We start from the raw sequence: 25956 nt of genomic DNA, 5'->3' as shown, positions 1-25956 counted from the left end.
GACTTCAACTACTATTCAAGGGCGCATAAGTAAGAGCGAATGCTAGGTTGATTTTACTGTGAGTGGCTATTTTTATCAGTACATTCTTATTAACAATTAATATTAATTTTTGTGCTGGTTTTAGTCTCGTTTCATTACCGATTTACAGTACACTTAGCCCATTGGAAACAAACGTTACAATGTAAGAACAGCACAACAACGATTAAAAAACTAAACAGCACTAAACAAGAACAGCACAAGCAGAATAATAAGGACAAAATAATGCAAATAATGACCGTTGCCCTAACACAAGATGCGCCACAAAGCCTTTGGGGCAAAGCAAGTGTGACTTATCAAGGTAATCAAGCGTTAATTCATTTAACTGATTCGGATGTACTTCGCCAAGTACAAATGGCGGCTCGAAAAATTCGCGCTCAAGGTGTTACAAGTGTCCAGCTTGAAGGTGAATTATGGAATATCGACTCACAGTGGGCTTTCTCTCAAGGCTTTACAACGGCAAGAGGCGAGTTTGAAGTACGTTGGTGTGGCGATGAAGCGACTCAAACCACATTAACCCATCGTTTCGAAGCGGCTAGCTTTGCGCGTATGTTAGTCAATGAGACACCAGAAGAGCTGTCACCAGTGGTACTCGCCAACCATGCTGCAAATTGGTTAAAAGCGATTGGTGGCGACAATGTCAGCTACGAAATTGTTGAAGGCCAAGAACTACTTGAAAAGCAGTGGATTGGTTTGCACGCTGTCGGGCGCGGTAGTGAGCGTCCACCTGCAATGTTAGTGTTAGATTTTAATCCGCTTGGTGATGATGCACCTGTTTCGACAGCGTTAGTCGGAAAAGGCATTACGTTTGATTCTGGTGGCTACAGTATTAAGCCTTCTGTCGGCATGTTAGACATGAAGTGTGACATGGGCGGTGCTGCAACTGTTACTGCGGCACTGGGCTTGGCAATGAAAGCCGGTTTAAATAAACGCGTTAAGTTGTTCTTATGTTGTGCGGAAAACCTAATTAGTGGCCATGCATATAAATTGGGCGATATTCTGACTTACAAAAATGGCGTCACTGTAGAAGTCGTTAATACTGATGCAGAAGGTCGTCTTGTTTTAGCGGATGGTTTGCAAGCTGCATCAGACACTGGGGCTGAATTGATCATTGATGCTGCTACGCTAACTGGCGCCGCGGTGATGGCAGTGGGTGATAATTATAATGCGATATTCTCGCCACAAACTGAAACCTTACAACGTGTGCAACAAAAAGCTGCTGACGTTTCTGAAAATGTTTGGCCATTACCGTTAAATGAATGGCACAAAGATATGTGTCCTTCTCCTTTTGCTGACACAGCTAATAGTCGTGCTATGAAAGGTGGTGGAGCAGGTGGTGCATCTAATGCCGCAGGTTTCTTGTGGCGTTTTGTCACGCCGGGAATGAATTGGTTACACATGGATTTAGCCGCGGCTTACTCATCTTCTGATTCAGCGTTATGGAGCGCTGGCGCGACAGGGCATGGTGTACTTACTATTGCCGCTTTACTAGAAGAGTAAATTCGATAGTGTCGTATTGACGCTAATAAGATAAAAAAGCCGCAATATTGCGGCTTTTTTATTGGGCTTTCATCAAAAGTGAACCACTGGAACAGTAATTGAACTTATGGCGTAAGAGGCCAGTGCTGAATAGGTAGATACTTAACCCCACCAGGCAAATTGAGGGATTCAAATAACGTCAGTTGTGTTGCTGTGACGGTAATCGGTGCCTTTAATAAGAATGGAAAACTTGTTTGCTCACTTGGTAAGGTGCAATGTCTAAATAAGCTTACATGGGGTCGGTAGTCGTGTTGACTTTGCATAAGGCCTAATTCTTTTGCCATATTCTGTAATTGGTTAGCTATGTAAGATAGCTTATCAACAGCCATCCCCTCTGCACAAATCAGCTTAGCTTGTGGCCAATGAGCAATATGGGGCATTGATACGGTAAAAGCATGAAAGGTTTCTACTTCAATTAAGCGGCCAAGTGCAACCCTATCAGCCAAGCTTGTATTTCCTAAAAAAGCGGCAGTGATATGAAAGTTCTCTTTTGCTACGGTTTTAGCTTTCTTAGCGACTAACGGCTTTATGAAGGTTTGCTGTGCCTTTAACTCATTGGCGATTGAATCACCAACCGAAAAACCGACAAAAGTGCGTTTGTTAACACTTTTAGACATTAGTCCATCCTTATAAATATCTTGAATCAAATTGTATCGCTTGCGGGTCACTAATGGGGTAATTTAGTTACTAAATACAATTAATTTAATGTAAAAAGTTGTCGTTTTTAATCTAAGATTAATGCAAGCAGCACAAAATCCATTGAATTTATCGAACATGAGGTTGGATAAATCTTAGCAATAATGAGAGCTACATTGCCAAATATTAATGAGTCGCATAATGGTTGATAGCGAATTTAAATCGGTATGGGTCAGTGAACAGTCATCTGAATTAAGTCGCTTTTTATCATCAGAGAAAGTCACAGCAGAAGTTGAGCTATTAACGCAGAAACTAGACTGTGACGGCGTAGTGATCGTACTGTCTCAAATATCAGAACACATCACCAGTGACTGTGTTGTGCAAGCCAATGCTTTAAAAGTGTATGACTCTGATGCGCAAACAGCAGAGTTACTCGGTTTATCACTCGCTTCTTATCCTGACTTATGTGAGCAACTCTTATTGAATAACCATAGTGGGTTATTTCCTCATTGTGACCAAGCTGAACATGATGATTTACATTTTTCAGCGCCGTTAGTGGATGGACTAAATCAATTTTGTCACTCTTTAGCTAAGCCGATAAGACTATTGATTAATCATGTGGCGCAAATCGGTCATACTCGGCTGTGTCTCATCCCTTATCAACACCAAGCTAATTGGTCGGTACATGCTACTGGTGGGGATGATTGCCAGTTTTATCTCACTAATGAATTTGCGCTAAAGCTTTGCTCACATGCAGAGCTTACTCGAGTATCAGAATTACTGCAAAACAAAGAAATACAATACCTTGAGTTATTCCAACAATTACCTGTAGCGTGTGCGCTGATTGGTACTGACAATAATGTTAGTAATCAAAATCATGTCGCCAGTCAAAGCCTGCCTTTTACCATAGGCAAAAGTCTATTTTCTGTGATTAATTCAGATGATCATTTATTGCTTGAGGATTGTTTACACATCGTTAGAGAAGGCGCACTACACCAATCTTGGTGTGAACTGCCCTTGATCGTTTCAGGTGTTAAGCACTGGTATAAAATGAGTTTTTGTCGTGCTCTTGATATTGAGCATCGACTACTCATGATGGTTGAAGATATTTCTGAGCGATATCGTTTAGCAGATGAACTGTCATTTCAATCAAATTATGACCCCCTAACAGGCTTACCTAATCGGGTGCAGTTTGAGGCGATGCTCGAAGAAACCATAAATGAGAAAGATAGGTTACCTGCCTGTGTTGCGTTTTTAGATCTGGACCAATTCCAAGTCATTAACGATGTCAGTGGACATCAAGCGGGTGATGAATTGCTTTGTCAGGTATCCAAGCGCTTGAGTCTTCTGCTTCGTACTGGGGATATTGTGGCCCGTTTAGGCGGCGATGAGTTTGGTATTTTAATGTATCACGCCGATAAAGCCTCAGCAGAGCAAGTGGCTAGCCGGATTTGTCAGCAACTCTCAGAGCATGAATTCACATGGGGGGAAATCACTCATAACGTCAGTATGAGTATGGGCATGTCCGAGCTTAACTCCCGCTCAGAAGACATTTATAGCGTCATGAGTCAAGCTGATGCCGCTTGTCGGATTGCAAAAGAAGATGGCCGAAATCGCTGGCACTTTTACAGTAAAAATGATCCGCAAATGCACCAGCTTTATAATCAAATGCTAGCGTCTGTGGATATTATCTCGGCATTAGCGCTTAACCAGTTTGAGTTATTTTTCCAATTGATAGAGCCGCTGTCTTCTAAAGATACTGGCATTCATATGGAAATTTTACTGAGGATGGTTCAAGAAGATGGCCGCTATGTTTCTCCTGGAGTATTTTTACCTGCAGCTGAGCGCTATAACCTCGCATCTCGTATCGATCGTTGGGTTATCGACAATTTGTTGAAGTGGGGCTCAAGGCATATGGAGATCTGGGACGACCTTAAGATGGTTTCACTGAATTTATCTGCAGTGTCTTTATCAGATAGTAAATTCATGAGCTGGCTTGAAATGCGCTTAATGGTTGAACCTGAATTAGTTGATAAGTTATGTTTTGAAATCACTGAAACCGCCGCAGTTAGCCAACTTGAACAAGCCACAGCCTTGATTGATTTGTTAAAACCGCTTGGTTGTAAACTTGCGTTGGATGATTTTGGTTCAGGTTTCTCAAGCTTTGCTTATTTGAAGTGCCTTGATGTAGATTACGTCAAAATTGATGGTCAGTTTGTTGTGAATGTATGTGATGATCGCAGTGACAAAGCCATTGTGTCTGCTATTTGCCAGCTAGGTAAAGACATGGATTTTGAAGTGATTGGCGAGTTTGTTGAAAATAAAAACATCGGGCTTTTATTGCGTGAATTAGGTGTAGATTATGCTCAAGGTTACGCGATTGGTAAGCCGACACGATTAATGGAACTAGATTCTGGGCTAAGACAACCTTGGCTGATCGACTGAATATAGGCCAAGCGAAGCTGCGAAAACTTATCATATCAACCCTTTCTTTGTCACATGGCGCAGACATAACACAATCCTTGTTGAGATAGCATCAACAAGCGATTGTGAGTAAACTGACTTCAGTATTTTCTTGTGTAAGTTATTTTTTTGAGCCAATTACCTATTCAAGCCTTGTTCGAGCCACTGCAACAAGCGCTCTCAACACATCGTCAAATTATTCTTGAAGCCCCTACTGGAGCGGGTAAGTCAACGGCATTGCCCTTGGCTATGCTCAGTTGGCCAAGTATTAACGGCAAAATATTGATGCTTGAACCAAGGCGAGTCGCCGCTCGGAGTGTGGCACATTTTATTGCTCAATCATTAGGCGAGAAAGTAGGTGATAGCGTTGGTTATCGTGTTCGAGGTGACACTAAGGTTAGTCGTCATACGCGCTTAGAAATAGTCACCGAAGGTATACTCACTCGTATGATCCAGCAAGATCCAGAGCTCAATGGAATTGATGTGATCATATTCGACGAAATTCACGAACGCCACTTACCTACTGACCTTGGTTTAGCACTTACCCTAGAAGTGCAAGATTCCTTAAGGGATGACTTAACCCTTATCGCAATGTCGGCGACGTTAGCTGGCTTGCCGCTTCAGCAGCTTATGCCTGAGGCGACATTATTGGTCAGTGAAGGGCGCAGCTTTGATGTTGAACAGGTTTATCGACCAGTGACTCGGCAACAACCATGGCTAGAACACATGGCCAATGTGATTGCAGAATCTGTAAAAACCGACTCACCACATGTGCCGCAGCAATATCAAATGGGCTCTATCCTCGCCTTTTTACCCGGTAAGGGGGAGATCAATAAACTGCAGCGTTTATTAAGTCAAAAGGTTGATACACAGGTATTTCTTCTATGCCCTCTTTACGGTGATCTGACACCAGCTGAGCAAGATAACGCAATTGCTGGTGCGCCGAAAGGCAAACGTAAAATTGTGCTGGCAACCAACGTGGCCGAATCCAGTTTAACTATTGATGGAATAACCATTGTTGTCGATAGTGGCTATAAGCGAGAAGCAAGCTTTAATCCTCGTACTGGTGTGAGCCGATTATCTCTTAAACGTATTAGCCAAGCTTCTGCTATCCAACGTGCAGGTCGTGCTGGACGACTTGCTCCAGGTTGTTGTGTGCGTTTATGGGCACAAGAAGAACAAAGCCGTTTATCTAAAGCAGAAGCGCCTGAAATCAGTGTCAGTGAATTAACCACCATGGCATTAGAATGTGCTTATTGGGGGGAAAGCAATATTGAAAACTTACCACTGCTTACTGCGCCGCCCGCAATTCATCAACAAAAAGCGTGGCAGTTATTAACGCAACTTGAGCTTGTGGATGCTAATCATAAAATTTCGCCACATGGCAAAGCGGCTTATGAGTTAGGCTGCCATCCTCGGTTAGCACATATGCTATTGCAATCGACTGTATTGGCTAAGACGCAAAAGCAACCGGAATTAGTGTCGCTGGCGTGTTTATTAGCTGCGGTGTTAGAAGCTCGCGGGCTACCGAAAAAAGGCGTCGATATTAGCCAGTATCTATCACTAGCTACGCAAGGTTTGATGGCGGCACAAGTTAACAAATGGCAAGCGTCATTATCAGTTTCCTCAGACATTAAACAACTTGCTCGTGATGCTGCAAGTCGTGATATCAGCACATTACTAGCTTTGGCATACCCAGATAGAATTGCTCAAGCTCGTGGTAAGCAAGGATTTAGGCTTAGTAACGGTACTGGGGTAACGATTGATATTGAAGATAATATGTCGACCCATGAATGGCTTGTTGTGGCCGACTTTCAAGAATCTCAAGGGCGCAATGCTGGGCGGGTATATTTAGCTGCTGCGATAAACCCCGAGCACCTTAAACATGACTTAGGTTTGCTTATATCCGAACATAAAGTTTGTGAATGGGACGAAGCAAAAGGACGGTTTTTTGCTGAAAAGCAGCAGAAAATTGGTGAACTTATTGTGAGTCGCTCGCTTGAGTCTAACGTTGATTCAGATTTAATTGTCCAAGCGCTAATCAACCACATTCAATCTAAAGGGTTAAGTATTCTTAACCTTGATGAGAGGTTTTATCAGTTACAATGCCGAGTAAAACTTGCGCAGTTATATGCACCAGAGTATGACTGGCCATCGTTAGAAAGTGCTGATTTATTAGCGACATTATCTGAATGGTTAGCACCGTATTTAGTCGATGTTAATTCGATTGCTAAATTACAAAAACTGGATATATTGAGCCAAGTTAAAAACTTATTAACTTGGTCTCAGCAGCAAACCTTAAATGAATTACTGCCGACTCATTGGAAAATGGCGACTGGGACATCAGCGCCTATTCATTATCAAATTGACGAAGCGAGTGATAAAGGCTGCGAAGATATCGATCAAGCGTCAGATGAAGTATTAGCAAGTCATTCGGTTCGTGGCCGTGCTTTATTACGGGTAAGGTTGCAAGAGGCATTAGGTTTATCACAAAGTCCATTACTGCTTCATGGTAAGCTGGTGGTTACCATGGAGTTATTATCACCTGCGCAGCGTCCAATAGCGTTGACTGCAGATTTAGCCAGTTTTTGGCAAGGGCCTTATGTTGAAGTAAAGAAAGAAATGCGAGGCCGATACCCTCGTCATTTATGGCCAGATGACCCAGCCAACACGACAGCAACCAAATTTACTAAAAAGAAAACGCCAGGCTTAAAGTAATAGCCAAGGACGAAATAGAATTACGCAAATTATGACTGACAGAATAAAAAAGCCAACGGCAAGAAAAGACTCGTCTAAAAAGGCTCCAGCTAAAAAGGCACCTGCTAAAAAATCATCGCCCAAGAAACCTGGTGTAAAACGAGTTAATCCCAAAAAAAATAGTCGCTCGAAATGGAAAACGCTTTGGTCATTTACGTGGAAACTGGGTTTAATCGGTTTAGTTATCGTTAGCTCTTACGGTATTTATCTCGATCAAATCATTGCCCGAAAGTTTGAAGGTCAGAAATGGCATTTACCAGCCCAAGTATTTAGCCGCTCAATGGCGATTTATCCAGGCGCTGCCATTAGCCATCCGCAATTATTGTCAGAGCTTAAATTACTGGGATATCGTAAAGTCGCTAACCCAAGGCAAGTCGGTGAGTTTTCTGCATCAAGCAGCAAAATAGAATTATGGCGTCGACCGTTTTTACATCCCGAAGGCGATCAAGTTGCTCAGCGAGTGATGATTTCATTTGATAGCCAAGGTGTGTCATCGGTGCAGCGTATGTCAGACAAACGCCAAATGGCCGTATTTCATTTAGAGCCTGTATTGTTAGATAGAATTTTAGCTTCAGGTGGTGAAGATAGATTATTTGTGCCAACAGAAGAGATGCCGCAAGCCATTGTAGATGCACTGATCCTAGTAGAAGATCGCAGTTTTTATGAACATCATGGTGTTAACCCATTTGCCATAGCTCGTGCTGCTATCGTTAATATTACCGCGGGGCGCACCGTTCAAGGTGGCTCAACGCTAACCCAGCAATTGGCGAAAAACTTCTTCTTAACCAGTGAGCGCTCGATTGTACGTAAGATCCGTGAAGCGTTAATGGCGATCATTATTGATTTTCGATACAGCAAAGATGAAATCCTCGAAGCTTATTTAAATGAAGTTTATATGGGGCAGGATAAATCTCGTGGCGTGCATGGTATGGGTTTAGCTTCGCAGTTTTATTTTGGTCGCCCGATTGCAGAGCTCACTGTTTCACAGCAAGCATTTTTGATCGCAGCAATTAAAGGTCCTTCATATTACAACCCATGGCGCTCACCAGAGCGTGCGCAAAATCGACGTGACTTGGTACTTCGTCTACTGATGGAAGACGACAAGTTAAATGTTGAACAATACAAAGCCGCAGTTGAATCACCTCTAGGCTTGCGTGACTTTAATAAATCGGTACATCAAAAGTTACCAGCCTTTTTTGCCGTGGTTAAAAATGAACTACGCAGTCGATATGGCGATAGTTTATTACAACAGTCAGGTGTGAAGGTCTACACCACGTTAGATCCTATGGCACAAGATGCAGCTGAAAAAGCCGTGGTTTCTACCATGAAAACGCTGGATGAAAGAGCGAAAAATGTGCAAGTGGGCATGGTCGTAACAGATAAGTACACGAATGGGATTGCCGCTATGGTAGGTGACAGAGTACCTAGCTTTGATGGCTTTAATCGTGCTGTTGAAATCCGCAGGCCCATTGGCTCGTTAGTTAAACCCTTTGTGTATGCCACAGCATTACAACAAGGTCACAAATATAACTTGGCATCTCCAGTGGCAGATAAACCGATTACCTTACAAAACGGTCAGGGTAAGACGTGGTCACCACAAAATGTCGACAAAGTGTTCAGAGACGAAGTGCCATTACTAACAGCCTTTAAAAACTCGATGAATGTCCCGACGGTGAACGTCGGGATTGAAATTGGCGTGGATAACGTAGCTAAAACCATGACTAGTGCAGGCTGGAGTGAGACGATCCCTCGTTATCCTTCAATGCTACTAGGGGCTATTAATGGCTCTCCATATATGGTTGCCCAAGTTTATCAAACCATTGCCAATAACGGTCGTTATCGTCCATTAAGCTCGATTACTGCTGTGTTAGATACGAATAACCAGCCGTTAAAAGTGAGCCGTGAAAGCGCAACACAAGGACTAGAACCCGCGACTGACTTTTTAGTCCAATATGCCATGAATCAGGTGGTAAAAAATGGTACCGCAAAACGATTAGGCCAAGCGTTTCCTAATGTGGATTTAGCGGGCAAAACGGGTACCAGTAACGATAGTCGAGATTCTTGGTTTGCAGGCTTTGATGAACGAAATGTCGCTGCCATTTGGGTGGGGCAAGATGATAATTCAAAAACGGGTTTATATGGCTCAAGTGGTGCCATGGCCGTCTATCAAGCATTCTTAAAGCAGCGCCCACCTTTAGGCTTACGTATGACGCCCGTTAATGGCGTTACACAAGGTTACTTTGATAGAAGTACAGGTGTCGCTAAGCAAGCTGACTGCGATAATGTGGTAGCACTACCAGCGAGAGTTGATAGTTATAACCCAGTAGATAATTGCGGTGATGAACGTTCTTGGTGGCAAAAGATTATTAATTAATAACAATTTCAGTACATTAAATAGCCTATATAGATAGTGCTACATCGATTTAACAAAAAGGGCTACTCACTTTGAGTAGCCCTTTTTGTTTGGTTTTAATTTATAGGGTGGTTTTTTTATAATTTATTTTCAATGGTTTAGTTTGGGTTTTGTGGTGTGTGGATAAAGTTTAGACAAGCGTAAATTAGCAATGATTAAAAAAATATTGCGAATAAGATGAATTATCATTTGCATTTATGTATCATTCAGTTGATAAGTTATTAACATTTTGGTTTCACAATTACAGTTTTTGTATCAAGGGAAATTTATGCAACTTAATAGAACAGTATTAGCGACGACTATCGCACTTTCATTAGGCTTACTTACAGCTTGTGGTGGTTCAGACTCTTCTGATAGTCCAGCGACTACAGAACCCACTAATTCTGCACCAACTGATATCTCTCTTTCTGATTCAACTGTTGATGAAAACACTGCTGGCGCGACAGTAGGTACTTTGTCTGCAACTGATAGTGATGCTGGTGATTCTCATACTTTCTCATTGACCAGTGACCAGTTTGTTATTGATGGCACAACACTAAAATTAGCTGACGGTGTTGTGTTAGATGCCGATGCTGCAGAATCAACAGAATTTACTTTAGCCATCACTGCAACGGATGGCGATGGTGCAACGTTTACCAAAGATGTGACTGTAACGGTTAATGACATCATGGATCGCTACGTATTTGACAGTAAGTTAAATGATGGCGAGTCAAGTGTGACCTATACTGGCCAAAATGCTCGTCACATTTTAATTGCTGAATTAAATCAATACATCTCTTCGACATTAGAAGCTGAAATCGACAGCAACGAATTAACAACGAAAGATGAAGTACTGGCTAAGCTGAATTACTTCTACAACCCTGATGAAGATACTCAGTACCCTGATATTGCGATTACCTTTATTGATAACTCAAAAGATGGGCTTATCTCTGAGTTAACAGGATACAAAAACCTTACTGATAAAGTGGCTGGTAATGATGCTACTGGTCAACATGAAGACTGGAATAACGGTGCATTTGCTGGTTGGGGTGCGAAAGGTTCTACAACACCTTCAGCACTTATCGATATGTTATTTGATCGTTTAGCTGATAATGCTGTTGCTAAAATTAACGGCGAAGTACGTCAAGATGTTCGTGGTAATGACATCTCGAAAGTATATATTGATGAAAACGGTGTTGATTTAGCACAATTAATTCAAAAATTCTTATTAATGTCTATTACTTACTCTCAATCAGCAGATGATTACTTTGGTGTTGATACTGAAGGTAAGGGCTTAACGACTGACAACATTAACCCAGCTAAAGATGGTGCTGCTTACACTAACCTTGAGCATCAATTCGATGAAGGTTTTGGCTACTTTGGTGCAGCGCGTAACTACCTTGAATACAGCGATGTAGAAATTGCCGGTAGGGTAACAGAAGATGAAGGTCGTGCGGACTGGAATGGCTCACATGATACCGACGGTGACGGCAAAATTGATTTACGTTCAGAGTACAACTTTGGCCAATCTGTTAATGCAGCAAAGCGTGATTTAGGTACTGCCGATAATGCAATGCCAACGGATTACACCATGCAAGCAATGGAAGCATTTATTGCTGGTCGTAAAATCATCAATGATAACGTGGGCAGTGCTTTAACTGAGGCTCAAATGACTGAGCTTGAAACCTATGCAATGGCGGGTGTGAAAGCATGGGAAAATGCAATCGTTGCGACAGTTATTCATTACATCAATGATGTGTCTGCTGATTTGGCACCACTAGCAACTGGCGGTGACAGTGCTGATTTCAACTACGAAAACCTAGCGAAGCATTACTCAGAAATGAAAGGTTTTGCATTAGGTTTACAGTTCAGTGAATACGCTGTCATCAGTGATGAAGACTTCGAAACTGTTCATGAATTATTCGCAACACAGCCAGAATTAACGGGTGATGTTGATGGATATATCGAAGACTTAACCGAAGCGCGTGATATTTTACAAGCTAGCTATGAGCTTGATGCAGATAACGTTGCTAACTGGTAAATCCTATTGTGATATGACCTCACATTAGTAAAAAGCTTGGTGTTGAAAAACACCGAGCTTTTGTCGTTTTTAGAGTAAGGGAATTTTATGAAACAACCGCATTCATTATCCATGTTATTTCTCGCAATGAGTGCCACTTTTTTAGTGGGTTGTAACGAGAGTACCAGCAGTGAAGCTGGCGCTGATTACGGTAATAACGGAGATACCTCTTCAGATTTTGACCAAGCCGCATTAATTAGCAATATTGTCGATGGTGTTATTACGCCGACCTTCCAGCAGTTTGCAGCTAAAAGTTTAACTCAAGCCAATGATATCGCTGCATTATGTCAAGCAGAAGCTGGTTTACAGCAAGGTAGCGTTGACAATGCTGCACTCACTTCAGCAACAGAAACAGCTGCACAAAGCTGGCGCACGACCATGAATCAATGGCAGCGTGTTGAAATGATGCAAATTGGCCCATTATTAAATGATGATGGCGCATTAAGAAACAAGATCTATTCTTGGCCTGTAATGAGTCGCTGTGGGGTTGATTTAGATGTTGTTTCGTTTGAGAACAACGATATCAACGGTACGCCATACGACATCACAACACGTACTCCAGCACGTAAGGGCATGGTGGCATTAGAGTATTTATTATTTAATCCAAGCCTTGAGCATAGCTGCACAGGTAGTGTGACTCCAGAAGGATGGGATAATCGTACCGATGAGTCACGTCGTCTTGCTCGTTGTGAGTTTGCCGCCGAAGTTGCAAAAGATATTAACAACAATGCCAATCAACTTGTTACCGAGTGGTCTGGTGAAAATGGTTATGCTGCAACATTAAAATCAGCGGGAGAGGCTGGAAGTAGTTTTGCTACCGTACATGAAGCGGTTAACAAACTCAGTGATGCATTGTTTTATATCGACAGTGTCACTAAAGATGGCAAGCTTGCCACTCCGCTAGGGTATTTTGCTAATACCTGTGGTACCAGTGTTTGTCCTGAAGATGTTGAATCTCCTCTAGCTGCTCACTCAATTGATAATATCGCCAGTAACTTAATTGCTTTAAAAGCCTTGTATGAAGGCGATCAAGGTATTGGCTTCGATGATTACCTCGTTGATGAAAATGATGCAGCAACAGCAGCATTGATTACCCAAAGTATTGATGCGGCCATTGCCAGTGCGCAAGCCTATGAGCAAAGCTTAGCGGCAACGTTAACGGATAATGAACAACAAGTCGTTGAAACTCATGCAGATGTCAAAGCAGTTACAGATACGTTGAAATCTGATTTTATTAACACCTTAGCTTTAGAATTACCGCAAACATCAGCAGGAGACAATGACTAATGAATCGTTTATTGATGACTAAAAAATTAGCGTTAGTGTTAGCCATTCAATCTTCTTTGCTAAGTTACAGTGCCATAGCTGCCGAAGATGATGAAACAGCAAAAAGCAATGATAGCTACATGGAGCAGATGCAAATCATCGGTCGTGATCAGAGTTTAAATAAAGCGACGGGCTCTGCGACATTGATTGATGAGCTGGCACTTGAACAATTTAAGTTTGATGATATTAACCGCGTGTTATACAGCGTACCCGGTGTGAATATTCGTGAAGAAGACGGTTATGGTTTACGACCAAACATCGGTTTTCGTGGTGCAACACCTGAACGTAGTAAAAAGATTAATATCATGGAAGATGGGGTACTTATTGGCCCAGCGCCGTATTCTGCTGCATCGGCATATTACTTCCCAATGACCTCTAAGATGACTTCTATTGAAGTGTTTAAAGGCCCCGCAGCCATTAAATATGGCCCTAATACCGTAGCGGGTTCGTTAAACATGGTAACCCGTGCTGTACCGCAAAGCTCTGAAGGCTTAGTTGATGTCTCTGTGGGGAGTGATGGCTTAGCAAAAGCTCATGCTTACTATGGTGACACCATTGATAATTTTGGTTTTTTAATTGAAGGCGTGCACATGCAGGCTGATGGTTTTAAAGAGCTTGATGGTGGCGGCGATACCGGCTTTGAAAAAAATGACCTGATGGCAAAGCTGCGCTATGACCTTGATGGTGAAACAGTAAATCAAGTCTTTGAATTAAAACTTGCCTATGCAAATGAAACCTCAGATGAAACCTACTTAGGCTTAAGTGATGACGATTTTGCGGCTAACCCTAATCGTCGTTATGTGGCTAGCCAACTCGATAATATGGATTGGACTCACACCCAATTTCAATTCAACCACTATGTTACGAATGATCACTTTGAATTAACCACTCGTGTGTATCGAAATGATTTTGAGCGTGCATGGTATAAGGTCAATGGATTTAAAGGTGGCCTAGTTAATCGAAGCTTGCAAGAGATCTTAGCCGACCCAGATAAAGATGAGACGAACCAACGCTTTTATCAAATATTAACAGGGCAACAAGACAGTGTCGCTGAATATGAGAAAATGACCTTGGGTAACAATGATAGAACCTACTTTACCCAAGGTATCCAGTCTGATTTAAATTGGAATATGGATTTACTCGGTTATAACAATCATTTTGAAGTTGGTGCACGTTTCCATCAAGATCAAATTGAGCGCGATCACACCACTGATGATTATTTTATGCAAAATGCGCAGTTGGTTTCAGATGGTGTGGCGACTAAAGCGTCTACAACCGATCGCGAAAGCACAGATGCTATTTCGATATATCTACAAGACACCATCAGTATCAATGCACTCGATATTACTGCCGGTGTTCGCGGAGAGTTTATTGATGCTGAATATCAAAATCGTGCACCTGGTGCCGAGCAAGATTATTTGAAAAAAGAAACCAGCATCTGGCTGCCAAGTTTAAGTTTATTCTACGCTTTATCTGATGAAGCCGGTTTATTGTTTGGAGTGCATGAAGGTTTCTTACCAACAAGCCCTAAGCAAGACCCTTCTATTGAAACGGAAAGTAGCGTCAACTATGAGCTAGGCGGTCGCTATAATGATGGAAACTTTAACCTAGAGCTTATTGGCTTTTTCAACGACATTAGTAACCTTAAAGAAGGTTGTCAGTTCTCAAGCTGTGGCAGCGATGATGATACTGAGTTCAATGGTGGCGAAGTTGATGTGATAGGTCTTGAGCTAACCTCGGGTTATGACTTTACGTTAACTGATAACTTAGATTTTCCTGTATCAGTGTCATACACCTATACAGAGTCAGAGTTTAAAACGAGTTTTGAATCGGGTTTTGATATGTGGGGCGACATTGAAGCGGGTGATGAGCTTCCTTATTTACCTGAAAACCAAATATCAGTTAACTTAGGTTTAGTAAGTAACCAATGGGACGTAAATATGATAGTACGTTACATTGGTGAAATGCTTGAAGCATCGGGTGACGGTGTGGTGCTATCAGGCAGTAAAACGGAAGCATTAACTGTGGTAGATATGTCAGCGAGTTATAATTTTAATGAGTATGGCTTAGTCTACGTTAAAGCTGATAATGTTTTTGATACACAAGAAATTGTCAGTCGCAGACCTTATGGCGCAAGACCGAGCAAGCCACAACAATTTCAAATTGGTTACCAGTATCGTTTTTAATTAAGATGCGATAACGCATTGCTCACTGTGATGATGTGGATGAGGCTTTATAACCCTCATTGCAGTGAGCAATAAAGGCTGGCAAATAGAGGTTAGCATGCCTGTAGTAGAGTTTTTTTCGAGTAATATTGGTGAATTGTTGTCATATCCTTTAGATGCAAATAAACGTATCTTTGGGCTTTATATAGTGGGAGCGATACTACTCGCGCTACCAGTATATTGGCGCTTGCATACTGATAAATCGTTAAAAAGCTTTGGCAAATTTTTACTACCCGCTGAAATTTACTTATCCCGCTCCGCAAAACACGACTACCTCTTGTTAGTATGCAACAAGCTGTTAAAAGCGGTGTTGTTTGCGCCATTGTTATTTACTATGGTGCCTGTAGCGCTTGGACTCAGTGATATCTTAGAGAAGCTATTTGGCTCAATCCAACCTCTTACCGAAAACCTCACCATCGTGATTGCAGTATTTACTGTATTGTTATTTATTCTTGATGATCTTACTCGGTTTATTTTGCATCTGGTGTTACATAAAGTACCGTTTTTATGGGAGTTTCATAAAGTTCATCACTCAGCATCTGTCATGACACCATTCACTATTTATCGAAGTCACCCAGTGGAAAGCTACTTGTATGCTTGTCGTATGGCACTCACGCAAGGGATCGCGGTTGGGATCGGTTATTATCTGTTTGGTCCAAATTTGAAAATGTTTGATGTGTTAGGTGCTAATGTGTTTGTATTTTTATTCAATGTATTTGGCTCAAACCTTCGTCATAGCCATATTTGGCTATCATGGGGAGATAAGCTTGAGAATTGGTTTATCAGCCCTGCACAACATCAAGTGCATCACAGTATTGCCAAAGAGCATAGAGACACTAATTTAGGTTCAGCATTAGCAATATGGGATCGGGCTTATGGTAGTTTGATTAAGGCATCAAGCGTTAGTGAGCTAAAAATTGGCGTAACAGGAAATCCTGGGCACGACACGTTAATGGGAATATATCTGAACCCATTTAAGTATTCATTTCGACACTTTAGTAAGTATTTTTCCTTTAAAAACTCGCCCAAGTTAAAATAAATTAATTTTTTCAGCAGCTTATGCTTGTTATAGTCATCGGCTGAGTGTTTTGGTGTTTTTCTAGTACACTCTATGCCACAAAAAGCCCAACTCACCGAGAGAGGGATTTCTTTCACATAATAATAATGAATGGATGTATATGTTTTTGTCACCTTATTATGCCAAGCAAGACCAAAGTGTTTTTATTTCAGCGCAACAAGCCAGTGACTTCGCGAAGCTGGTAGCTGAAGATTTTAATCCTATCCACAACGTCGGTGCAAAACGCTTTTGTGTGCCAGGCGATTTGTTGTTTGCCTTGGTATTAACTGAATTTGGCTTAAGTCAAAATATGCAATTTAAATTTGCAGGTATGGTCGGTGATGGTGTTGAACTCACACTAGATAAGCAAGCTGGGGAGCAATTTAGTATTTGCGATACTAAAGGTAAAGAATACCTTCACATTGAACGTCAGGGTGACGTTTGTCAGTGTGATACGCAAACTGCTGCGTTTATTAAAAGCTATGTGGCTTTTTCTGGTCTCAACTTCATCCATGTATTAGTGCCTATGATGAAAGAATATGGCATGATGATAAATCCAAATAGACCATTAGTGATTTATGAAAGCATGTCTTTTCAATTAGACACCTTTGAATTTAGTGAAATGAGCTTAGAGCTGGTAGAGCAGCATATGGAAATCACCGGCAAACGTGGAGATGTGACGTTGCAGTTTGCACTAAAGAGCGAAGGCAAGGTTATTGGTTCGGGTATTAAAACCCTTGTTTTGAGCGGCCTGCGCGAATATGACGAAGAGCAAGCTAAGCAAATGTGCCATACCTATGAAAGCAGTAAACTGAATTAAGTCAGCATGATTCAGAAAATAAAAAGCAGCGATCATCGCTGCTTTTTTTGTGTGAGATCCATAATAATTAACGCCAATATCAATAAAACCAATAAGTCGATTAAACAGTATTATTCCATTCGTGAAACACGATATTCCGTTTTTACACTAATATTTAGCTAGGATAGTTATTATTACTTGTATTGCGCAGCCTTGTTGTTATTGCAATGCAGATTGACCCTTTCAATTTTTGAGGCATCCCAATGAGAAAACTATTATTACTTTCACTCAGTTTTTTTGCTTTTTCAGCAAGTGCAAACATTATCTATGATAAAACTGGCGTAGATGATAAAGATTTTATTTATGACGAACATCAATGCATTGAAATGTCTCAGCAAGTACAGAAAAATGATAGCTCAAGAGGCGTAATAAGTAGTGCTGCTAAAGGTGCTGCTGTGGGCGCTGCAGGTACTGCTATCGCTGGTGGTAGTGGTTCTGACGGCGCTAAAATTGGTGCAGGTATCGGTGTCGCATCAGGTTTACTCGGCGGCTCACGTGATAGACGTGCAAACGAAGCAAACTACGAAGCTGAAAAAGAAACAGTCGTTCGTAACTGTATGGCTAATCGTGGATATACAATACTGAACTAATACAGGTTCAATAGCGCTCAGTTAACCTGAATTGAAACCATGTCTAATGACATGGTTTTTTTATGTGCGAATGTCATTGAAAACATGCGACGTCATAGGCTGATGATGAGATGAGCCGTGAGTGATACTGGTTTAATAGCGCTCAGTTAATCTGAATTGAAACCATGTCTAATGACATGGTTTTTTATATGCTAATGTCATTGAAAACATGCGACGTCAGAGGCTGATGATGAGATGAGCCGTGAGTGATACTGGCTTAATAAAGCTCAGTTAATCTGAATTGAAACCATGTCTAATGACATTTTTTATGTGCTAATGTCATTGAAAACATGCGACGTCAGAGGCTGATGATGAGATGAGTCGTGAGTGATACTGGCTTAATAAAGCTCAGTTAATCTGAATTGAAACCATGTCTAATGACATTTTTTATGTGCTAATGTCATTGAAAACATGCGACGTCAGAGGTTGATGATGAGATGAGTCGTGAGCGATACAGGTTTTATAGCGCTCAGTTAACCTGAATTGAAACCATGTCTAATGACATTTTTTATGTGCTAATGTCATTGAAAATATGAGATGTCAGAGACTGGTAACGACACTACTCGTGAGTGATACAGTTGAGATCAGCTTGCTCAAACTGACTGAAAATGGCTTCCCCTTGGTGAGTCCAAAAACTAAAATTTTGTCCTTGGTATTTGGCACCTGATGCGGTGCGAGTTAACAAAGCAAAATTGGTCGTTTTAAGGTATTGGCTCTTGGGGGAAACCGTCAGCATCGCTGCTGGTATTGTGGTGTCATTATAAAAATAAGCGGTAATTTTGGTAAGGTTGCCATTGGCTGTTTCGCCACATAGATATTGAATTGGCTCAGGTATTTCAAACTCGCCAGCAGCAATTTGTAGCTCTGTGAGTCGAGACTCATAAGAATCTTGCACGCATGACTTTATATTCTCTGCTTTCCAACAATCGTTACGGCCTTTAATCCAACCTCGCTGAAAGGCTTTTAACTGAGATAATTCATCATTACTGGTTTGAGATTTAAGTTTGGTAAACATCTCGTTAATTTCAACATCTAAACTGGCTAAGAGACTATCTTGGCAGATGAGTTCTTCAACTTGGCCTTGAGCTTGTTGGCAATCAAATGATGGCATGACAGGCTCTTCAGCTAGAGCTGACTGATATGGGAGTAATAATAAGAGGCAAATGATAGAAGCTGAAATCTGAATACGCATAATGATAAACATCCTGTTTTATAAGGTCGTATAAATCAAATCATAGCGTATTCAGTTTAAATATGAAGCGTTTTTAGCCGTTGTTCAACGTTGGCTGAACTATCGAATTAAGCTTTTGTGCTAATAATATGACCGCTATTACCTACTGGCTGTGGTGCTGATTGCTGTGGTAATGCAGCTTCAATTAGCTGTAAAGCCATTTGGCCTTCAACTTTTTGCTGATCTTTTGCCATTACGGCGACTTTTAAACTGGTACCAGAATCAATATTAGTAGGCATTGCTGATGGTGAATTAATAGATAAAGACATAGTTTCTCACTTTATTGACGTTACGGCTTAAAATACGACGTTGATACCCTTGCTCGGTATCGGTGATATGTCATTATCGGCTTCTCATTAGCAAACTTTAATTATTTGATATAAAAGTTCTTCAAACTAAACGGCCTATGAAGCGATTAACTTGTGCGCAATTAAAGTGTGGTAAGATGGGCCAAATTATAGTTAATCATAGTGTTATATTGCCAAAAAACATGGAGCATTTGCCATGAGTAAATTACCTGCAACCGAAACCCTAGACCCATTAGCACTAGAAAACCAAGTCTGTTTTGCAATGTATAGTGCCACCAATGCGTTAATTCGTGCTTATAGACCGCTACTTGATGAACTTTCACTGACCTACCCGCAATACCTTGTGATGATGGTGCTTTGGAAAGAGTCTGGCATTAGCGTAAAAATTCTAGGCGAAAAGCTACATTTAGATTCAGGCACATTAACCCCGTTATTAAAACGACTTGAAACCAAGGGGTTGGTTATCCGTGATCGTAATAAAGATGATGAGCGAGTTAGAGTGTTGCACCTTACTGGGGACGGCAAAGCTTTGCAGCAAAAGGCCAAAAAAATACCAGAATTAATGCGTTGTAAGGTCGGCGGTGATAGTGAAGAGTTACGTGAATTAAAGCGCTTGAGTGAAAAGGCTTTAACGCATTTACAGGGATAAACTAATTTCACAGCTTGTCATAAAAGTTAAATTAAACTGTCATATACTCAAAAGTTAACATCCCCATCAATTTCAACATTGGGTTGAGCACTATTGATGTGAGCACTATTGGTTGAGTCAATCGATTTGAGTGCAATCGGTTTGAGTAAAATCGATTTAAGTACAATCCTTATATAAATGGAATTGGAAGTCGTTTGATTATGTGGCAAATTTTTACTCGCTTTTTGGCATTAGGCTTTATTAGTTTTGGTGGGCCTGCAGCGCACATTGGTTATTTCAGACAAACCTTTGTGAACGAACTAAACTGGCTTGATGATAAACGTTATGGCAGTTTGGTTGCATTAAGCCAATTCATGCCTGGCCCAGGCTCTAGTCAAGTTGGCTTTGCCATTGGGTATCATCGTGGCGGTTTAATGGGCGCAATTGCTGCGTTTGTTGGTTTTACCTTACCTTCATTTTTCTTGCTGTTCTTATTAGCAGTGACCAGTGCTCACTGGCTTGAAACCACAGCGGTATCGGGCGCTATACATGGATTAAAGCTGCTCGCTGTTGTCGTCGTTGCTGATGCTACATTGGCGATGTTTGGCCAATTTTGTCAACGTAAAACCGCACGGGTATTAATGGTTGCAACCGCAGCAAGTATAATGTTGTTTCCATCTTTACTGACCCAAATAGTTGTTTTGTTACTTGCTGCAATTGTTGGCTTTGTCGTACTGACAAAAGGGGAAAATATTACCCCAGAAAATACGCCAATAACCTTGAATTATGGCTGGCTTGCGGTATTTATCCTAGGTTTGCTCAGTAGTTTTTATTTGATTAATCAAACCGGCACCTTAGGTCAAGTTTTTGCTCAGTTCTATCAAGTGGGTAGTTTAGTTTTTGGTGGCGGTCATGTGGTACTGCCACTGCTTGAAGCTAATGTTGGTGAGTTGGTAGATTCAGATCGATTCTTAACGGGTTATGCGTTAGCGCAAGCTGTACCTGGTCCAATGTTTACCCTTGCCACATTTTTAGGGGCTGATTTGTGGCTGGAGCAACCGATTTTAGGGGCGATTGTCGCAACGCTTGCGATTTTTATTCCGGGCTTTTTATTAATGCTGGTGGGATTAAAAAGCTGGCATGCTATCAGTGAACGCCCTGCTATATCAGGTGCGATTGCTGGCGTTAACGCTGCGGTAGTCGGACTGTTACTCGCTGCATTGTATAGTCCCGTGTTTACTTCAGCGGTTATTGAGCCGATTGATATGGCACTTGTGTTAATCGGTTTTGCGGTGCTTAAAATTGCCAAGCCTAACATCGTATTATTGGTAATGGGCTTTGCCGCGACAGGTGCTTTAATCAGTCTGGTAAATTAAACCGTTAAGCATACAAAAGGCAGCGATTACGCTGCCTTTTTGTTTATCTGAAGTGATATCGAGGGTTAAGCTAATGCGGGTTCAGCATGATTGCTGCTCACTTTCTGGCTGAGAACAGGTTTGGAAACACGCTCGGCTTTTACCGCGCACACCTTGAACTCAGGGATTTTTGCCACAGGGTCAATGGCGTTGATGGTGAGTTTATTTGCCGCAGATTCAGCAAAATGGAACGGCAAAAATAACACGCCAGCTTGAGCTCGTTTGGTTACAAAGGCGTTGATTTCAATTTCACCTCGGCGAGTTGATAGTTTCAAGGTATCACCATTTTTAACGCCCAATTGTTCTGCATCAAACACCGATATCATGACTCTTGGTGAGCCCAGCTTATCCAAGCCTTGGGTTTTACGGCTCAAAGTGCCCGTATGGAATTGTTCCAACAAGCGACCTGTAGATAACACTAATGGGTATTCATCATCAACTGGCTCAGCAGGACTTCGGTGTTCAACCGCAGTAAATAAGCCTTTGCCTTTTATTGGTCCATGTTGATGTAATACCGCGGTGCCCGAGTCTTGCTCATTGACACATGGCCATTGAATACCTTTGCTAGGTTTGCCTTGTGCATCATTGTTGAGCCTGTCCCAAGTGATGCCTTGATATTGCGGCGTCACTAGGTTTATCTCATTTGTAATGGCTTGCTCATTAGCATAATCCCAATTAGCCCCCATTTTGTTGGCAATAGCGTGAACTATTTTCCAGTCTTGCTTAGCAAGACCGGGTGGTGGGAGCACGGGTTGCAACCGCTGCACACGGCGCTCAGTATTGGTGAAGTGGCCGAGCTTTTCAGCAAACGATGCAGCTGGTAACACGATATCGGCCATTTTAGCTGTTTCTGTCAAAAAGATATCTTGCACAACAAGAAGCGGTATTTTCTCTAGTGCAGCTAACACATGAGCTTGATCGGGATCGCTAAGTACAGGGTTTTCACCCATCACGTAAAGCGCATCGACTTTATTTTCAGTGATTGCATGCATCACCTCTGTCGCTGTGAGTCCTACATTTGGCGATAAAGAAGTATCCCAATACTGCTCAAATTTCGCTTGAGCGTCTGGATTATCGACCTTTTGATAGCCAGTGTAGTACTGAGGGAGTGCGCCCATATCGCAAGCACCTTGCACATTACTTTGGCCACGAAGTGGGTTAATCCCCGCGCCAGATTGACCTAAGTTACCGCATAGCATTTGCAGATTGGAAATGGCAGTGACATTGTCATGGCCAGAAGTATGTTGCGTAATGCCCATTGCATAGTAAATCGCAGTCTTTTTAGCAGTGCCGATCAACCTTGCCATCTGGGCAATTTTTTCTGCATTAATACCACAGACTTTAGCGGCATTTTCTAACGAGTATTTAGGTTGCATTACCGTATCGATAACTGCGTCAAAGCCATCGGTATGCTCGGCAATATAATCTTTATCATGCCAATCATTGCGGATGATTTCGGCCATAATGGCATTGATTAAGGCAACATCGGTTCCAGGCTTTTGCGCCACATAGAGTTCGGCTTCGTCTGCAATAGATATGTGTTTAGGATCGGCGACCATCAAGCGTGCACCGTTATGACGGATTGCTTGTTTGATCTTAGATGCAATGATTGGGTGAGCATTGCAAGTATCTGAGCCTAAAATAAAGATCAAATCCGAATCTTTAATTCCCGGAATATCGCCTGTCATCGCGCCGCTACCTAAACTTTGCTGCAGCGCTGATACGGTACTGGCATGACATAGGCGGGCGCAGTGATCAATATTGTTGGTACCGAGCACACTACGAACGAACTTTTGCAGCAAATAGTTATCTTCGTTGGTGGCTTTAGCAGAAGCTAAGGTGGCAATCGCATCACCGCCTTTTTGGGCTTTAATTGCGGAAAGCTTTTGTGCGATTGTGTCTATGGCTTCATCCCAGCCGCAAGGAATTAGTTCGCCATTTTTACGAATAAGCGGCGTGGTAAGACGTTGCTCACTTTGAATAAAGTCATAACCAAAACGACCTTTAACGCACAACATACCTTCGTTTACGTCGGAATCATTGCTGCCTTCTACATGGCATATTCTACCAGTCGATGGTGATACGCTGACGTTAATTCGACAGCCCACACCGCAGTAAGTACATATGGTTGATGTGGTGTTAAGTTGTTCATTACTGCCTTGACGCTTATCACGTGCATCAACCAATGCACCCGTTGGGCAAACTTGCACGCAGTTACCACATTGAACGCAATCACTGTCTGCCATCGTTGCTTTAAAGCCCACTCGAGGGGCTTGACGAGTGCGCTCTGTTTCAGCGATGACATCAGTGGGCAGCGCTTGAAAGCTGTCTTTTTCAAAGCTAATCGCATTATGGCCACTTTGCTGACCACAAATATCGACACACTTGCCACAACTGATGCAGCGGTTGGCATCAAACTGAATAAACGGGCTGGTCTTATCGACGGCAAACTGCTGCATTTGTGTGGTATCGAACGCTTTAGCATCCACATGATATTCAGTGGCGTAGTCTCGCAGTTTACAATCAGTGTTAGCCTGACAAGCACACTCTAAACAGCGAGCCGCTTCTTTCATCGCCTCACTATGTTCAAAACCTTGTTCCACTTCATTAAAGTTAAGTTGGCGTTCAATGGCTGTGAGTTCAGCCATTTTATAACGAGCCTCAGGCTTGGTACTCGGGTAAAGGTCTGCACCAAGTCCTGTACTTAGTGACGCTGTTTTTGGGGCTTTAGTGGCATTAAACTGTTGTGGCGTTAGCTCACAGCTCAAACCTTGATTGAGTAGTTTATCGATTGCAACAGCTGCCTTGCGGCCATCACCAATCGCAGCAACAGCGGTGGCAGGACCTGTGCGAGAATCACCAATCACAAACAATTTATCAACCCCTGCAGACATGGTGTGCTCGCAGCCTATAAAGGTATTCCAGCGACTCAAGGCAATTTCACCACTGGTTAAGTAACTGTCAGGGTGTTCTAAAAAGCTCATATCTGGGGTTTGTGATACGGCGGCAATCACAGTATCAAAGGCTTCGATAAAGGTTTCGCCAGTTGCTTTAGGTGAACGCCTGCCTGATGAGTCTGGTTCACCTAATGCCATTTTAGCTAAATTAATTGCTGTGACTTGACCATTTTCATCGCTAATGTTTTCAACTGGATTAGTCAGAAAGTGAAACTTAACTCCTTCAACTTCCGCCTCGTGGATTTCATAAGGCTCAGCTGGCATGGCATCACGAGTACGGCGATAGATAATAGTGACATCATGGCCAGCGCGTACTGCGGTGCGAGCACAGTCAATGGCCGTATTACCACCACCAATGACAGCGACTTTTTTACCGATGTTATAGCTTTTATCTGTGCAGTAATCACGTAGGTAATCAACGCCTAAGTAACAGCCTGTTAAGTCGCTACCGGGATAATTCATTGGCACGGCTTTTTGTGCCCCGATGGCTAAACAAACTGCATCATAATCATCAGTTAATTGCTTTAAATGAACATCTTCACCCAGTCGGGTATTGGTTGAAATCGTTAACCCATTAGCGGTTAATAAGGCGATTTCTTTATCAAGGATTGCTTTAGGTAAGCGGTATTCAGGAATACCGTAACGCAGCCAACCGCCAGCTTGCGGCATTGATTCAATAATGCGGACTTCATGACCTTGATTTGCTAAAAAATAGCCTGCGCTTAATCCAGCAGGGCCACTGCCAATGATGGCGACTTTCTTACCGGTATCTGGTTGACGTTCAATTTGGTAACTGTGCTCATCAGCTAAATCTAAATCTGCCGCGTGGCGCTTTAATTGGCGAATTGCTACAGGCTCATCAACTAAACCACGGCGGCACTCAGCCTCACAAAATGCTGGGCAAACTCGGCCAATAGATAACGGCAGTGGTAAGGTTTGTTTAATTATTTTTACCGCTTCAGTGTGATTACCTTGGGCGATATGAAATAAGTAACTTTGAATATCCACACCTGCTGGGCAAGCTTTCTGGCAGGGCGCTTCACAGTCAGCAAAATGATCAGACAAAATATGGGTTAATGCATCACGGCGAAGTTCACTTAATTCTGCGCTCTGGGTGGTGACGTGCATATTGTCGGTAACTTGGGTCTTACAAGCCTTAGCTTTGCGGCAACTACCGTCATTATTATTGATATCGACTACACACAAATTGCAGTCTTGTTTGTGCGCTGACTGTGGCGAGGTTGAGTCACACAAACTCGGAATAAGGATGCCTGCTTCCTGTGCAGCTTGGAGAAGATTCCTTCCACTATTAACCGACAATGATTTGCCGTCTATGTTGAGTGTAATCATCTTGTAGGCCTTGTTTGATTCTTTGTTGGCTTTACATGCCTTTTATTAGTTCTACAAAATATACCGAT

The 25956-nt window shown here is 42.1% G+C and carries 16 protein-coding genes; 12 read left to right on the top strand and 4 right to left on the bottom strand.

What is annotated here, in order from left to right; all coding sequences use genetic code 11:
- Positions 1-261 precede the first annotated feature (261 nt).
- On the top strand, positions 262-1536 hold the full coding sequence (pepB, locus tag SJ2017_RS17875; protein ID WP_080916766.1) for an aminopeptidase PepB: 1275 nt from the start codon (positions 262-264) through the stop codon (positions 1534-1536).
- A gap of 104 nt (positions 1537-1640) precedes the next feature.
- Here the strand turns inward: pepB and thpR are convergent, their stop codons facing one another.
- Positions 1641-2192, bottom strand: coding sequence for an RNA 2',3'-cyclic phosphodiesterase (thpR, locus tag SJ2017_RS17870; RefSeq protein WP_080916764.1), 552 nt, complete (start codon positions 2190-2192; stop codon positions 1641-1643).
- Positions 2193-2412: 220 nt separating this feature from the next.
- Between thpR and SJ2017_RS17865 the strand changes: the two genes are divergently transcribed.
- The 9 genes from SJ2017_RS17865 to SJ2017_RS17825 all read left to right on the top strand — a co-directional run bounded on the left by SJ2017_RS17865 (position 2413) and on the right by SJ2017_RS17825 (position 17960).
- Entirely contained in the window at positions 2413-4656 is a 2244-nt protein-coding gene (locus SJ2017_RS17865; RefSeq protein WP_080916762.1) for a putative bifunctional diguanylate cyclase/phosphodiesterase, read from the top strand.
- Positions 4657-4803: 147 nt separating this feature from the next.
- Positions 4804-7392, top strand: coding sequence for an ATP-dependent helicase HrpB (hrpB, locus tag SJ2017_RS17860; protein WP_080916760.1), 2589 nt, complete (start codon positions 4804-4806; stop codon positions 7390-7392).
- Positions 7393-7423: 31 nt separating this feature from the next.
- Positions 7424-9805, top strand: coding sequence for a penicillin-binding protein 1B (mrcB, locus tag SJ2017_RS17855; RefSeq protein ID WP_080916758.1), 2382 nt, complete (start codon positions 7424-7426; stop codon positions 9803-9805).
- A gap of 307 nt (positions 9806-10112) precedes the next feature.
- On the top strand, positions 10113-11864 hold the full coding sequence (locus tag SJ2017_RS17850) for a DUF4856 domain-containing protein (RefSeq protein WP_174567612.1): 1752 nt from the start codon (positions 10113-10115) through the stop codon (positions 11862-11864).
- Positions 11865-11951: 87 nt separating this feature from the next.
- Positions 11952-13190 (top strand): imelysin family protein, encoded by a 1239-nt coding sequence (locus SJ2017_RS17845; RefSeq protein WP_055024918.1) that lies wholly within the window; start codon positions 11952-11954, stop codon positions 13188-13190.
- Complete coding sequence (locus tag SJ2017_RS17840) at positions 13190-15415, top strand: TonB-dependent receptor family protein (protein WP_244899722.1); 2226 nt, start codon at positions 13190-13192, stop codon at positions 15413-15415. The genes SJ2017_RS17845 and SJ2017_RS17840 overlap by 1 nt, the downstream gene beginning before the upstream one ends.
- A gap of 97 nt (positions 15416-15512) precedes the next feature.
- Positions 15513-16493 (top strand): sterol desaturase family protein, encoded by a 981-nt coding sequence (locus SJ2017_RS17835; RefSeq protein WP_080916756.1) that lies wholly within the window; start codon positions 15513-15515, stop codon positions 16491-16493.
- Positions 16494-16632: 139 nt separating this feature from the next.
- The gene (locus SJ2017_RS17830; protein ID WP_055024916.1) at positions 16633-17331 is read left to right on the top strand and encodes a DUF3581 domain-containing protein; all 699 of its coding nucleotides are present in this window, start codon (positions 16633-16635) and stop codon (positions 17329-17331) included.
- A 242-nt stretch (positions 17332-17573) separates the two neighbouring features.
- A complete protein-coding gene (locus SJ2017_RS17825) occupies positions 17574-17960 on the top strand; it encodes a glycine zipper family protein (protein WP_055024915.1) in 387 nt (128 codons plus the stop codon).
- A 598-nt stretch (positions 17961-18558) separates the two neighbouring features.
- Here SJ2017_RS17825 and SJ2017_RS17820 read toward each other — a convergent pair.
- Together SJ2017_RS17820 and SJ2017_RS17815 are read right to left on the bottom strand one after the other, a co-directional pair.
- On the bottom strand, positions 18559-19191 hold the full coding sequence (locus tag SJ2017_RS17820; RefSeq protein ID WP_167692941.1) for an MliC family protein: 633 nt from the start codon (positions 19189-19191) through the stop codon (positions 18559-18561).
- Between the two features lie 107 nt (positions 19192-19298).
- Positions 19299-19499, bottom strand: a complete 201-nt coding sequence (locus SJ2017_RS17815; RefSeq protein ID WP_055024913.1) for a hypothetical protein — start codon at positions 19497-19499, stop codon at positions 19299-19301.
- Between the two features lie 235 nt (positions 19500-19734).
- On the opposite strand from SJ2017_RS17815, the gene ohrR reads away from it, so the two are divergent.
- Both ohrR and chrA read left to right on the top strand, forming a co-directional pair.
- On the top strand, positions 19735-20187 hold the full coding sequence (gene ohrR / locus SJ2017_RS17810) for a transcriptional regulator OhrR (protein ID WP_080916752.1): 453 nt from the start codon (positions 19735-19737) through the stop codon (positions 20185-20187).
- A 200-nt stretch (positions 20188-20387) separates the two neighbouring features.
- Positions 20388-21542 carry a chromate efflux transporter gene (chrA, locus tag SJ2017_RS17805; RefSeq protein WP_080916750.1) on the top strand — a complete coding sequence of 385 codons (1155 nt, stop codon included), beginning with the start codon at positions 20388-20390 and terminating at the stop codon, positions 21540-21542.
- A 65-nt stretch (positions 21543-21607) separates the two neighbouring features.
- Here the strand turns inward: chrA and fdhF are convergent, their stop codons facing one another.
- Positions 21608-25888 carry a formate dehydrogenase subunit alpha gene (gene fdhF / locus SJ2017_RS17800; RefSeq protein WP_080916748.1) on the bottom strand — a complete coding sequence of 1427 codons (4281 nt, stop codon included), beginning with the start codon at positions 25886-25888 and terminating at the stop codon, positions 21608-21610.
- Positions 25889-25956 lie beyond the last annotated feature (68 nt).

Source organism: Shewanella japonica (assembly GCF_002075795.1).
GTDB classification, from domain to species: Bacteria; Pseudomonadota; Gammaproteobacteria; order Enterobacterales; family Shewanellaceae; genus Shewanella; species Shewanella japonica.
Note: the sequence above shows the minus strand (reverse complement) of the source record. Positions and strands in the feature narration are given on the sequence as shown.